The organism is Chryseobacterium vrystaatense, from assembly GCF_000737765.1.
In the GTDB taxonomy this organism is placed as follows: Bacteria; Bacteroidota; Bacteroidia; order Flavobacteriales; family Weeksellaceae; genus Chryseobacterium; species Chryseobacterium vrystaatense.
In genome coordinates this window covers 84536-99462 of the sequence record NZ_JPRI01000009.1, presented here as the reverse complement: position 1 = coordinate 99462, position 14927 = coordinate 84536, and the positions used below count along the sequence as shown (strand labels likewise).

The 14927-nt window shown below is 38.1% G+C and carries 8 protein-coding genes; 3 read left to right on the top strand and 5 right to left on the bottom strand.

The features are described from left to right. The first annotated feature begins 209 nt into the window (after window positions 1–209). Complete coding sequence (gene metE / locus IW16_RS20120) at window positions 210–2525, top strand: 5-methyltetrahydropteroyltriglutamate--homocysteine S-methyltransferase (RefSeq protein WP_034748794.1); 2316 nt, start codon at window positions 210–212, stop codon at window positions 2523–2525. A gap of 355 nt (window positions 2526–2880) precedes the next feature. Here the strand turns inward: metE and IW16_RS20115 are convergent, their stop codons facing one another. Beyond that, window positions 2881–3258 carry a helix-turn-helix domain-containing protein gene (locus IW16_RS20115; protein ID WP_034748792.1) on the bottom strand — a complete coding sequence of 126 codons (378 nt, stop codon included), beginning with the start codon at window positions 3256–3258 and terminating at the stop codon, window positions 2881–2883. A gap of 396 nt (window positions 3259–3654) precedes the next feature. Here IW16_RS20115 and IW16_RS20110 point away from each other — a divergent pair, with 396 nt between their 5' ends. Beyond that, the gene (locus IW16_RS20110) at window positions 3655–4101 is read left to right on the top strand and encodes a KTSC domain-containing protein (protein WP_034748789.1); all 447 of its coding nucleotides are present in this window, start codon (window positions 3655–3657) and stop codon (window positions 4099–4101) included. Between the two features lie 314 nt (window positions 4102–4415). Here the strand turns inward: IW16_RS20110 and IW16_RS20105 are convergent, their stop codons facing one another. The 4 genes from IW16_RS20105 to IW16_RS20090 all read right to left on the bottom strand — a co-directional run bounded on the left by IW16_RS20105 (window position 4416) and on the right by IW16_RS20090 (window position 10724). Next, complete coding sequence (locus tag IW16_RS20105) at window positions 4416–7604, bottom strand: efflux RND transporter permease subunit (protein ID WP_034748786.1); 3189 nt, start codon at window positions 7602–7604, stop codon at window positions 4416–4418. Window positions 7605–7610: 6 nt separating this feature from the next. Beyond that, the gene (locus IW16_RS20100; protein ID WP_034748783.1) at window positions 7611–8672 is read right to left on the bottom strand and encodes an efflux RND transporter periplasmic adaptor subunit; all 1062 of its coding nucleotides are present in this window, start codon (window positions 8670–8672) and stop codon (window positions 7611–7613) included. A 9-nt stretch (window positions 8673–8681) separates the two neighbouring features. Next, the gene (locus IW16_RS20095; protein ID WP_051890509.1) at window positions 8682–10034 is read right to left on the bottom strand and encodes a TolC family protein; all 1353 of its coding nucleotides are present in this window, start codon (window positions 10032–10034) and stop codon (window positions 8682–8684) included. 96 nt (window positions 10035–10130) lie between these two features. Beyond that, on the bottom strand, window positions 10131–10724 hold the full coding sequence (locus tag IW16_RS20090) for a TetR/AcrR family transcriptional regulator (RefSeq protein WP_034748780.1): 594 nt from the start codon (window positions 10722–10724) through the stop codon (window positions 10131–10133). Between the two features lie 184 nt (window positions 10725–10908). Here IW16_RS20090 and IW16_RS20085 point away from each other — a divergent pair, with 184 nt between their 5' ends. Further along, on the top strand, window positions 10909–14925 hold the full coding sequence (locus tag IW16_RS20085; RefSeq protein ID WP_034748777.1) for a DUF7948 domain-containing protein: 4017 nt from the start codon (window positions 10909–10911) through the stop codon (window positions 14923–14925). The last annotated feature ends 2 nt before the right edge of the window (window positions 14926–14927 follow it).

Below are 14927 nucleotides of genomic sequence, written 5' to 3'. Positions count from 1 at the left end.
TTTATAAAATCAATTTATTGATTGCTCTTTGCTTTCTTAACATATAAAGGAATTTAAATTAAAACTTTGCATTAAAAACTTTAAACCAATTCTCAAATTACGTCCTTACTGTATCTACTCTATCCCTCAAAATTTCTCTCTTCGACAGCATTCCGAAGCATTAAAAAAGGACTTTACAATTAATATTTAATTAAAAAGTTGAAAAGAAAATGCAAACACACGTACTTGGCTATCCGCGAATTGGTAGCAACAGAGAACTGAAAAAAGCCTGCGAACAATATTGGCTGGGCAAGACTTCATTAAATGAACTTTCTGAGATCGGAAAAACCATTACCCTGCAAAACTGGAAACTGCAGCAGGAAGCAGGAATAGACCTTATTCCCTGCAACGATTTCTCGTATTACGACCAGGTTCTGGATATGACTTTGACCGTTGGAGCTATTCCGGAACGTTACCAGGAAATTGCGTTCAAAAAATCTGAACTTGATCTCTATTTTGCCATGGCAAGAGGGTTCCAGAAAGACGGCTTGGATATCACCGCTATGGAAATGACGAAATGGTTTGATACCAATTACCACTATATAGTCCCTGAATTTCAGAAAAACCAGGAATTCAAATTATTCTCCAATAAAATTATCCAGGAATTCATCAGTGCAAAACAGGCCGGAATCAATGCCAAACCTGTCATTATCGGTTTGCTGACCTATCTGTTACTGGGAAAAGAAAAAGAAGAAGGTTTCGACAAACTCGACTTAGCCCAAAACCTGCTTCCCGTTTATATTCAGATTTTAAAAGAACTTGAAAATCACGGTGCAGAATATATTCAGTTTGACGAACCTTTCCTTGCATTGGATTTAAATGAAAAAGCAAAAGAAACCTATCAGATAATTTACAGTGAAATCAGGAAACAGTTCCCTGATCTAAAGTTCATTGTGGCTACTTATTTTGACGGATTAAAAGATAATCTTTCTCTGGCAGCTTCTCTCCCGGTTGACGTTTTGCATATCGATCTGGTTCGTTCTCCGCAACAGCTGGATGATGTTTTAAATGCTATTCCGCAGACACTGAGTCTTTCCTTAGGTGTTATAGACGGAAGAAACATCTGGAAAAATGATTTTGAAAAATCTTTATCTTTTATAGAAAAAGCGGTTAAAGCCATTGGCTCTGACAGGGTCTTCATTGCTCCGTCATGTTCCCTGCTCCACTCTCCTTTTGATCTTGATCTGGAAACGAATGAAAAGACCTTATCTCCTGAGATCAAACAATGGATGGCTTTTGCCAAACAAAAGGTATATGAAGTGGTATCCTTAAAAAAACTGGCATCCGGAAATGCAGATTATCAGGCCTTGCAGCAATATGCAGAAAATAAAAAAGCCATCGACAACCGCAAGATTTCTACGCTCATCCACAATCAGAAAGTAAAAGACCGTGTAGAAGTTACAACAGAAGATGATGCAAAGAGAAACAGTCCTTTCAGCATCAGAAAGGAGGACCAGCAAAAGGTTCTTCAGCTTCCTCTGTTTCCAACCACCACTATTGGGTCGTTTCCGCAGACCAAAGAAGTAAGAACATGGAGAGCAAAATTCAAAAAAGGGGAACTGACCGCTGAACAGTATGATACTCTTCTTAAACAGGAAACAGAAAGAACAATACGCTGGCAGGAAGAGATCGGTATCGATGTGCTGGTGCATGGTGAATTTGAACGAAATGATATGGTGGAATATTTCGGGGAACAGCTTGCCGGATTCGCTTTTACTCAAAACGGATGGGTTCAGAGCTACGGAAGCCGTTGTGTAAAACCTCCGGTAATTTATGGTGATGTGCACCGACCGCATCCCATGACGGTTTACTGGTCTCAATATGCCCAATCACTCACTCAGAAATGGGTAAAAGGAATGCTTACAGGTCCTGTAACGATTCTTCAATGGTCTTTTGTACGGGATGATCAACCAAGATCTGTAACCTGCAAACAGATTGCACTTGCGATCCGTGATGAGGTAAAAGATCTTGAAAAGGCGGGCATCAGAATTATACAGATCGATGAACCGGCTATCAGAGAAGGACTTCCGCTCAGAAAGTCTGAATGGCAGCAGTACCTGAAGTGGGCTGTGGAAGCTTTCAGAATTTCGGCTTCCGGTGTGGAGGATACCACACAGATCCACACGCATATGTGCTATTCCGAATTCAATGATATCATTCAGAATATTGCAGATATGGATGCTGATGTAATTACTATAGAATGCTCCAGAAGCCAGATGGAATTGCTTCAGGCCTTTGCAGATTTCAAATATCCGAACGAGATCGGTCCGGGAGTTTATGATATTCACTCGCCGAGAGTTCCTTCAAAAGAGGAAATGATTGATCTGTTGAAAAAAGCACAGGCCGTAATTCCGGCACAACAGCTTTGGGTAAATCCGGATTGTGGTTTGAAGACCAGACATTGGGATGAAACGGAGAAAGCGTTGATTGCAATGGTGGAGGCATCAAAAGAAGCCGCTGCAGCTTATGTGTTGCAGGAAAGCTAAAGAATTCATTATTACAATTTGTAAGCAGGAGTTTTGGCTCCTGCTTTTATGTTTTGGCTAAAGCCAATGGCCTGGAATGGAATGGTAAGCGGTCTAAAGCCCGCTCCTGGTGAATGTGCAAGAGAAAACGTATTTCATTGGTTCAATCTGAGAAAGATTTAAGCAAAAGGATTAATTGAAAATTGATCGATCAAGCAAATGGGAAAAAGAACATCATAATATCAACCTCCATATTCAATAGAAATAGGCTTTATCCGATTTTAAAAAATTACATCAAAACCCGTACAATGGCGTTTATACGAATAAAAAGCGCACCAGAAATATGATGCGCTTTTATATTGTATTACTCTTAGAATTACTTCTTGGAGTTATTTTGCTTCTCGCTGAGCCTGCTGATTTCTTCTTTTAGCAGGACAATATATTCCTGTAAATTCTTAATTAAAGAAATGCTGAGCTCATTATTGAAGGTATTAATATTTGAACCGGCACCAGGGCTGTCATTAAATGTCGAATTATTATTATTAATGATCGTTGTCACTTCTTCCTCTTCATAGATCTCTTCTACTGGAACATCAAGAAAACCAGCAATCTTATCCCATTCCCGCTGTACAATTTTCACCTCACCACTTTCTTTTCTGCTATAATTGGAAACATCTGTAGCAATGATATCAGCAATTTGCTGCTGAGTGTAGCCTTTTCTCTTTCTTACTGTACGTAATTTTTCTTTTTGCATAATCTCTGCTTTTTACAAATATAAAAAAATAAGAACTTCTAAAATAACGAATTATTCCTATTTCAAGCAAATACCAATTATAATCTTTGTGGTAAAATAGTTAAAGAGAAACAAATAGAAAGTCTTTGTGAGTCACTTCATAAAATATTTCAAAGCGATATTATCTTTAGCTGTCAGCCATTTATCGTATTAAAAACATTCGATTTCAATACATTTTTGGGGAGCAAATAAATTAATAATGAATAAGTTATGATTTTTAAGATTAAATTGCCTAATTTTGCACCCCGAAATAAGGATTCAGATTATGAAATCGCCAATAGCAGTGTGGTACCAATCAATGCCCATAAAGATAGCGATTGCATATGACCCTAAAAATCAATAAATATCTATCTACATATGAAAAGAGTTGGTGAACACAGAAAGCTTCTTGGAGTTGATAAAAACGTTACTTTAAAGGAATTAAAGACCATTTACAGGAATACGATGAAAGATTCGCATCCTGATAAATTTGCTAATGACGAAGCCGGGAAACTGGAAGCAGAAGAAAAAAGCAAAGCAGTGATTGAAGCGTACCACTTTTTGGTAAGCATCAATGAAGAAACGCAGGAAAAGTATAAAGAGGAATACACGGAAACGATCACAAAATCTAATATTCAGGATTTTTATCTTGAGAAGGCGGTTTTAAAAGTTCAGCATCTTAACGGAAATATGTATGAATATATTGGTGTTCCAAGAAATACCTATATAAAAATGGTCAATGCTGATTCGCCAAGCCGTTTTGCAAGAAGACACATTTACGGAAGTTTTATCTACAGAAAAGCTGGTGAGGCTATGGCAGATTAATTTTCTGTATAAACAATACTAAGCAAAGGCTTTCAGTTCATTCTGGAAGCTTTTTTCATGACTGAACTTTAATTTTGAGGCTTAATTGTAACGCAGAGAACTCAAAGGTTTTGTTAAAATTAAATGAATGTATTTTCGGGCGCAAGGGTCCTTCACTCAGCAAAATCATATTCAACCCGTCATGCGGATGATTGTAGCAATACAGTATTTGGATCACTTTGAAATAACAATTGAGCGGAAAATATTTTATTATATGAAAATCAAAAAGCGCATCAGAAATCTGATGCGCTTTTGGGTTAATTAAGGTTGTTATATTAATCTACGTGTTTCGGAGTATATCCGTCTTCACTTAGTTCTTTGTGTACATATTCAGCTTTCATTTCAGCATCGTAGTCTACTTTTTCACCTTTGCCCATTCTTCTCAGAATAGAGTCAAATAACGAATAAACTACCGGTACAATGATCAGCGTCAGGAATAATGATGATGTCAGACCACCGATGATTACCCAAGCCAATCCGTTGTTCATCTCTGCTCCAGCTCCTTTTGCAATCGCAATCGGGATCATACCGAAGATCATCGCAATCGTTGTCATCAGGATCGGACGAAGACGTGCGTGGTTGGCCTGAATCAAAGCGTCATGCGTACTTGCACCTGCTTCTTTTCTCATATTCGCAAAGTCGACAATCATAATCGCGTTCTTTGCTACCAAACCAATCAACATGATCATCCCCAGCATCGTAAAGATGTTCAATGAATTTCCGGTGATGGCAAGAATGACCATTACCCCGATCAATGCCAGCGGAATGGAGAACAGTACCACAAACGGATAGACAAATGAATCATACAGTGAAACCATTACCAGGTAAACCAATACGATAGCGGCCATCAATGCAATTCCTAAGGTACCGAAACCTTCGGTCTGGTTTTCCATATCACCACTCCAGATATAGCTTACTCCTGCCGGTTTGGTCTTCGCGTTATCCATGAACTGAGCAGCCCATTCGTTGGCAACATCCCCTACAGGACGACCTACAACTTTAGATTTTACCTTTACAGAAGGAGACTTATCTCTACGTTCCAGTAAGCTTGGTCCGGAACCCATTTTCACATCAGCAAACTGGCTCAGTCTCACCTGCTCTCCTTTAGGATTGGTAAACATCAGATTTCTTACATCATCAATCGACTGCCTGTTAGCATCACCAAAACGGATGTTGATATCATATTCGTATTCTCCGGCTCTGAATTTCCCGTCTGTATTTCCACTGAATGCAGTCTGCATCGTTTGTCCTACACTGGAAAGATTTAAGCCTAAAGAAGCCATTTTATCTCTGTCTATATTCACCTGAACTTCCGGGTTTCCAGAGTCAGTTGACAATTCAGCATCTACAGATCCCGGTACTTTTTTAAGCAGTTCAAGAATTCTGTTTGCTTCTTTATTAGCGGTTTCGTTATCCTGAGCTGTTACCACCATTTCAATTGGTGCATTATCTGCTCCCATTAGTCCGATTGGTGCTGTTTTGAATTCAACTCCTGTGAATTTCTCTTCTAAAGCTCTCTTGATTTTTGCAGATTTGATATCTGTACTTTCGTTACGCTCAGATTTATCTACCAAAATCACCTGGATCTCTGACTGGTACAATGTAGCCTGTGCCCCACCAAAACCTGATGACTGCTGACCCACTGTGGTGATCATATCCACTACATCTTTATCATTTCTAAGGTATTTTTCTACCGCTAAAGTAATCTGATTGGTTTTTTCTACGGAAGCATCTTTTGGCAATTCCATCTGAACAAGGAACTGTCCTCTGTCCATTTTAGGGAAGAATTCCCCACCAATAAATCCGAAAGCGACCAACATGAAGGAAGAAATCAGGATAATGAACGTTACGATTACGGTCATCACTCTTCTTAAAGTAGATTTCAACGCCCATTCCAAAATTCCGGTGATCCAGTGCGTGAATTTTTCCAACTGCTTTTCAAACCAAAGGATAAATTTCTCAAAAGGATTTTTACCTGTCAAATGCACCAGTTTACCATATCTTGAAGATAACCAAGGAATGATGGTAAATGAAGCTAATAATGAAAATAGTGTCGCAATAACTACCGTGACACAGAACTGCGCCAGGATATCAGATACCAATCCGGAACTCATTGCAATCGGTAAGAATACCACCACGATTACCAGGGTAATAGCCGTTACTGTAAATCCAATCTCTGAAGCTCCATCGTAGGCTGCACGAATTCTGCTTTTCCCCATCTCCATATGACGGTAAACGTTCTCCAAAACTACAATCGCATCATCCACAAGGATACCTACCACCAGTGAAAGTCCCAATAAACTCATCAGGTTCAGGGTATATCCCATCAGGTACATCCCGATTACCGTCGCAATCAATGACATCGGAATAGACACCATTACGATAAATGCGTTTCTGATGTTGTGAAGGAACAATAACATTACTACCGCTACCAGGATAATCGCCAGGAATAAATCGAAAATTACGTGGTCTGCAGCTTCAAGTGTAAAGTCTGTAGTATCATCTACAATATTGATTTTAATATCCTGAGTCTTATAATTGTCCTGAACATTAGCAATTGTTTTCTGAATGGCTTCTGAAACAGAAACGGCATTGGCATCAGACTGTTTTTTAACCTGAAGCAAAATCGTTGAATTCTGATTGTATCTTGCCACTTTCTCTACATCTTTCTGTGTATCGAAAACAGTTGCAATATCAGACAAACGCACCTGAGCTCCATCCTTATTGGAAACCACAAGGTTGTTCATTTCCTCTACATTTCTGTATTTTCCCGAAAGTCTGATCGTAGATCTTGAAGTTCTCGTCTTCAAAGCTCCCGTCGGGAAATCTAAGTTGGATGAAAGAATCGCCTGCTGTACATCTGCGATGGCAAGACCATACCCTTGCATTTTCTTTTCATCTAAACTTACCTGAATTTCTCTCTCCTGCCCACCTACAAGGTCAACCTGAGCCACACCGTTTACACGGGAAAAAATAGGTTCTATTTTTTTATCTAAAAGGTCATAAAGATCTTTATTGTTCAGTTTATTACTGGAAATACTCAAAGTCATGATCGGGAGATCATCCAATGAGAACTTTTGCAGAGAAGGAGGATCTGCATCGTCCGGTAAATCTGCCAAAATAGCATTTACCTTTCTCTGTGCATCATTCAAAGCATAGTTTACATCGGCGCCGGTATTCAGCTGCACCATAATAACCGATAAACTTTCGTAAGATGAAGATTCTACTTTTTTTACGTTTTCCAGGGAACCCACGGCATCTTCAATCTTTCGGGTGACCGAAGTTTCCACCTCTGCAGGCGAAGCTCCCGGATATACCGTAGAAATGGTTACCATATTGGTTTCAAACTTCGGAATCAACTCGTACCCCATCATGGAGTAACTTAATAAACCACCCAGCGTAAGTATCGTAAACAATACGATAACAAGGGACGGCCTTTTAATGGATATTTCTGCTAACTTCATCTTCTGTTACTTTACGATATTGATTTTCGAACCGTTATCAAGGTTGATCTGTCCGCTGGTAATTACCTGTTCGCCGCCATTCAGTCCGCTTAAGATCTGAACTTTATCACCATATACTTTTCCGGTTTGTACTTTGATCAGTTTAGCAGTTCCGTTGCTTACGATAAATAATTGTCCAGAGCTTACTCCGTTTACAAAAGCTTCAGCAGGTACCGTCAGCATATTTTGAGTTTCGGCACCGTGATTGGTTTTAAACAAAGCCGTTGCATACATACCTGCCTTTAGATTTCCTTTGTTCTGAACTTCAATTTCAACCGGGAAATTCAAAGAGGCATCACTTTTAGGAGCAATAAATGTAATTCTACCGCTGAATGAATCTTCCGGTAAAACATTTACATTAATGGAAACTTCCTGACCTAATGCAATTCTTCCCACCTGGCTTTCGTCTACCAATACAGACAATTTAAGGCTGTTGATATTAACAATTTCAAACATCGAAGTTCCGATAGAAACTACCGTTCCCGGCTCGACCATCTTTTTGTTGATTGTACCACTTATTCCGGCACGGATGCTTGCATCGTTAACTCTTACTCCCTGAGCTCTTACTGCTGCCTGTGCATTTTTCAGCTGAAGTCTGGAGTTGTCCACCTGCTGTTTGGTAACACCTCCTGTTTTAAAGGCATTTTCATAACGCTGATTATCGATAATAGCATTCTGCAAGTTGTTTTGAGCCTGTGCTACATCCACTTCAATGGCATCTTTCTTAATGGTTGCCAAAGTCTGTCCGGCAGAAACTCTGGATCCTTCTTTCACCAAAACGTTTACGATACGTCCTGCAATTTCAGAAGACTGATTCATTTCCTGCTTTGGAATGAAAGTTCCGTTGGCTGAGTAATCTGTATCGATATTTTCTCTTGAAACCGTTACTACATTCACGTTGATCTTATCAACCTGTTTTGCAACTTCCTTAACTTCTTTGGTCTGTTTCTCTTTGTTATCTGCAATCTTGTAAGCCGCTAAACCGACTAAGACCGCTGCTACGATGATATATATTAAAGTTTTTTTCATTTTAGTTTATTATAAGTTTTGTAGTGTGTTCAGTTCTCCTTTAGCTTTGATCAACTTGATTTCAGCCTGTTTGTAATCCAGCAGTGCATTTGAATAGTTCTGTTTTGCCTGTGTTAAGGCATTTTCAGAATCAAGTACTTCTGTAAGTGTTGCTAAACCATACTGATAGTTTGACTGTGTATTCTTCTGAACTCTTTCTGCAAGTTCAACGTTATCTTTCATGCTCTGGATATTGATAATGGCATTCTCCATATTGGTAATAGCATTTTTATGATCCAAATCTAAAGTCAACTGTTTATTCTGGATATCCTGATCTAGATCCTGAATATCGATTTCTGCCTGCTGAATTTTAGCTTTTGTAGCGCCACCGGTAAAAATCGGCACATTGATATTCAGACCGATTGCAGAATAGTCACTCCAAAGTACGCCGTTATTAAGACCATTGGTTAAAGGAAATTTTTTCCCCATACCAGCCCAGCCATAGTTTGCTGTAAGGCTCACTGTAGGATAAAGATAGGCCTCTGTCGCTTTTTTGTTAAACTCCAGAAGTTCTCTGTTTTTATTCAAAACTTTAATTTCTGTACGGTTATCTAAGTTTAAAGTACTGGCTATGAGTTCAGGTTTTGGCTCTATTGTTTTTTCTTCAAGTGTGATATCAGTACTGATCGGAACTCCCATATAAAACTTCAAAGCATTCTTGGAAAGCTCTACCGAGTTAATCAACTGTTGTTTATTTGAACCGATATTGGTAAGCTGTACATTGGTACGGTCTAAGTCGATACCTTTTGCCAGACCATTATCTACCAAACTTTTAATAACATTTCTTACTCTCTCGGTATTGGCGTAGCTTGCTTCTACCGTTTTTAGGTTTTCCACCTGAACAAATACCTGATAGTAAGCTGTTGCTACATTTTCAATGATCTGTTCGTTGGTCAGCTGAGCATTCAGAACATAGAATTCTCTGGTAGATTTTGCGGCCTTAAGGCCTGTAAAAACTCTTTGATCAAACAAAGCCTGCTGAAGCTGTACAGAAGCGGTAGAACTCCATGGCTGTCCCAATTGAGCTCTGATTCTCTCTCCACCAAATTCAAGCAGAGACTCCTGAATAACAGGATTATAGGTTAAACCTGCCGTCGCAGTGATCTGTGGCAGAGCTCCTGCTCTGGCCTCATCAATCTTGTATTCAGCTTTTTTGATCTGCAATGCTGCTTTTTTGGCCTCTGCTTTATTCTGCAGTGCCTGCTTGATGGCTTCCTGTAAAGAAACCTGCTGCTGGGCAGATACCGATGAAAAGCCGAAAATCATAAATGCTGCAGCTATCCCAATTTTTAGCTTATTAGCAGTTATACGTTTTCTTTTCATAATAGTATACTTCGTTTATTTTTTTAATGTAATTTTTCCCGTCAAGGTTTTTGTTTCTAAAGGACGAATCATTTCCCAAAATACTTTAACATTTTTTTAATTTTTAAAAAGCATATCGATAATGATCTCTTTTCTTTCAGAAATAATCTGGTCATACTCTTTATCGCTGATCATAAGATTCTCCATAAAAAGAGGTCTTACAGCACTCGGGAATACGAGTAATGAAACCATATTCAGGATAAACTGAACCGGTGCCATTTTTACGATATTACCCAGTTCCATCTCTTTTTCGTATTCTTTATAAAGAGTTTCCAGTACATCTTCTTCTATCTCTCTCTGATGACAGTTTCCTTTATTGATCTGTGAAACGATATAGGTTTCCAGATAAGGATACTGAAGACTGGTAGATAAACTGCTTTCTACGAACTTGCTGATCTTTACTTTAAACGGAAGATCTGCATCCTGAATAATCTTGGATTTTTCCTGTTCCACTCTCTGAGCTTCATCGAAGATGATCTGAATCAGATTATCCCTTGATCGGAAATAATAGTTGATCAACGTTCTGTTTACTCCGGCTTCATCGGCAATCTCCTGGGTAGTAGCATCAAACTTCCCCTTCACAAAGAATAAATTCTTCGCTGTCTCCTTGATCAATTCCTGTGTTTGGTCTTTTTTCGCTTGATTTGACATTATTGTTAAACAATTTTGTGCAAATGTAAATCAAATTCTGTTTTTGACAAAATTGTTAAACAAAATAATTAAACAAAATTGTTATGATTTGCATCATGTTTTTGATGTTCAGTTTGAGATTATTATGAATAAATCATCAGCGGAAAGGGCATTTTTATATCTTTGCGGCAAAAATTAATAACTGATGCAAAAAATTTTATTTCTGTTCACAATCTTTAATTGTGCACTCTTATTTTCCCAAAACAAATCCTTAAAAGACACTGAGTATTTTTTTTACGAAAACAAAGGACAGATCATTGATCAGGATGGAAAGAATAATCCTGCCGTGAAATACCTTTTCCATTCAAATGGTCTTAATGTTCAATTAAAGAAAACCGGATTTTCTTATGATGTTTATCAGATAGAAAAGATAAAAGAAAATAATTCCGATAAAAAACAAAATTTATCTGATCAAAAGCAGGTAAAAGTAAAATACAAGTATCACCGAGTTGATATCGATTTAGTTAACTCAAATCCAAATGTTGAGATTGTTCCTGAAGATCAATCTCCCGATTATGAAAACTTTTATACTATTCCAGGCACGCCCAACGGAGTAACCCATGTTTACAGATTTAGAAAAGTTACTTATAAAAACATTTACAGTAACATAGATCTTGTATTTTTTAAGCCAGCAGATACTTTAAAACCAATAGAATATAATTTCATTGTAAAACCGGGTGGAAAAGTTTCAGATATTAAAATGAAATTTAATGGCATCAAAACATCGTTAAAAGATAATAAAATTGTGATGAATCTACGTTTTGGAGCAATGCAGGAAAACATTCCTCTTTCATGGCTCATTGATAACAATTCGAAACGGGAAACCACCATAAAATTCAGAGAAATAGAAAAAGACATTTATGGATTCCTGGGGACCCAGAATTCATATGACAAAACACTAATTATAGATCCTGTACCAACACCTTTGTGGATCAAAAATTTACCTAACTGGGTTTGGCATTCAGAGAATTCATATTATAAAATCTTTGCCAATGCAAATCAGGAAGTTTATACCAGTCTTACGACCATAGCAGCATTCAATGTAGCAACAAACACTTATACTGTCATGGACTTTAATTCTCAAAATTATGGTTATGTTTCTAAATTTGATTCATCAGGAAATAAAATTTGGGGAGTATTTTTAGGTAATCATCACTCCAGTGGTGACGAATCTAATGTGCTAAAGGATATGGCGATCAACAGCAATAACGAAATATATGTAGTAGGACATGCCAGAGATTCTCAAGGTGGTGTCAATACAATCACAACTCCTGGGGCACACAAAGAACACTCTACCTACATGGGCCCTTTCGCCAGCTATGCTAATATGGATGCTTTTATTATCAAATTAAATGATAGTGGTACAAGGGTTTGGGGCACTTATTTTGGAGGAGAGCAGAGCGAAACAATCAATTCTCTGGTTCTGGACTCTAATGAAAATTTAATTTTTGGAGGCCAAGCTAATGGCAATAATGGAATTGCTACTCCGAATGCCGCTGTTCCGAATAATTTAAATATATACAATGGAGTATCATTTATCGCAAAATTTTCGCCCAGTGGCAGCCAGATTTACGGATCGTATTTTAATTTAACAGCAGGCATCAAAAAACTTGACAGAGATAATTTCAATAATATTTATATAGCCGGAAATGTTGACAGAAGCTATAATACTTCCGGACAAGGAACAGCAGGCACGCATCAGCAAACTATCATTGGTGATGGAAACGCGTATTTAGCAAAGATGGACAGCAATTTTCAGTTTTTGTGGGCCACTTATTACGGCGGAAAAAATGCATACGGTCTTCAGCATAATTACAACGAAGGAAGAACTACAGTCAGCGATTTAAAAATAGATAAGGATAATAATGTAATTCTTTTAGGAGATACAGATTCTAACGAAAAAATTTCAACTCCCGGAACGCATCAGACTGTCCGTACCTCTAATCTTGGTAACGATATTTTTTTAGCAAAATTTAATTCCTCGGGAAATCAGATTTGGGGCACCTATTTTGGCGCCACCACTACTAATTCCGTTAGTGATGATTTATCTTTGGGGCTTTCAGTAGATGACAGCAATAATCTTGTATTTGCAGGACAGACATCAAACAACATTCAGATAGCGACTCCTAATGGCTTTCTTCCGAGTAATACGGGAGGTCACTCCGGTTTTTTCACTAAATTCAGTACAATAGGAAATCAGATATGGGGATCATATTTTTATCGTACAATAAACACAATTTATGCAAAAAGCAGTAACATTTACATTTTAGGAGGAGCTAATACAACTAATAATCTTGCGAAATTTTATGATTGTACTACCGGGATCTCAGTCACTTCCAACTCTCCTGTGTGCACCAATTCAACAGTCCAATTAAATGCAACAGGCGGTACAACCTACAATTGGACGGGACCTAACGGATTTACATCAAATTTACAAAATCCTACTATCCCAAATGCTACAACCACCCATTCGGGAATCTATACCTGTCAGGTTTCAGGTTCCGGAGCTTGTGATGGTAGTCTTACGGTCAATGTTGTGGTTGGAGATAATCTGGCTCCAGTTCCCAATATCACCAATCTTCCAATGATCACAGGTGACTGTAATACAGTTATCACTAATTTCCCAACTGCAACAGACAACTGCGCTGGAGCTATTATAGCTACTACTACAGATCCACTCGCTTATTCAGTTCCGGGAACTTATACCATCCATTGGAGTTATAATGACGGAAACGGAAATATTACAACGCAGAACCAAAACGTTACTGTAAATACTGTTCAAACTCCTACATCAAATGCAATTCAGACTTTCTGTGCAACAAACAATCCAAGGATCTCAGATCTTCAGATAACAGGGCAAAATATCAAATGGTATGATGCTGCAGGAAATGTTCTGACTTCCACTGCTCCTATTATTAATGGACAGACTTATCATGCTTCTCAAACGATCAGCGGATGTGAAAGCAGCAAAATAGCCGTTCAGGTAACCATTAACAGCACACCAAAACCAATTGCAAATGCTGCTCAGGATTTCTGTGCATCTGCATCACCGACGCTTAATAGTCTGGCTGCTGCAGGAACATCAATTATCTTTTATAGTGCTTCAGGTAGTATCCTTCCTATAAATACTCCACTTGTACATGGACAAACCTATTTTGCTACGCAAACCCTTAATGGATGTGAATCCGAAAAACTTGCTATATCTGTCACTCTTTCATTAAATAATGTTCCCGCAACGAACTATACAGAGGTAATTTGTAATAATACAACTGGAAACACAATGAATGTAAACCTTCATTCATATGAAAACAGCATAATCAATAATCCAGGAAGTTATATTTTCACATATACCGATAGTACAGGAAATATTATAACCAATCCGGCTAACCATATTTTAAATAACGGAACAACAGTTATTATAGTAAAAGTAGCAACTGCTGACGGATGCTTTAATAATGTAAGACTTACTTTAACGCTAAATCCCAAACCTATCATTGAACTTTCTGATAAAGTAGATTTCTGCGAAGGTAAAAACATTACACTGAATGCAGGTTCTGGTTTTGCGTCTTATCTTTGGAGCACAGGGACAACCAGCCAATCCATTACCGTTTCAGCACCGGGAACTTATACAGTAACCGTGAAAAATGCTTTTGGTTGTGAGAATACAAAATCAATTCAAGTAACCTATTCTGTCCTGGCAACAATTGTTGCAGTCAACATCAGTAACAATACAGCTACTGTGGTTCTTTCTGCAGTAGGCAACTACGAATATTCCTTAGATAATTTTACATGGCAGGATTCCAACATCTTTACCAATCTAGCCTCTGGAGAATATACAGCTTACGTCAGAACGAAATCAGGCTGCATCATCGGACAGAAAAAATTCTCTATTTTTAATATTCAGAATGCTATTACCCCGAACGGCGATGGAAACAATGATACATGGAAAATTAACGGACTGGAAAGCTATCCTGGAACAGAGATCTATTTATATGACAGAAAAGGATTTGTTATATTAAAAGAAATTATCACAAAGAAACCTTTCGTATGGGATGGAAAGTATCACCAACAGCCTGTAGCTACAGGAAACTACTGGTATACCATTAAAGTTTCGGATGGAAGGACATACAGCGGATGGCTTTTGGTAAAGAACAGAGATTAAAA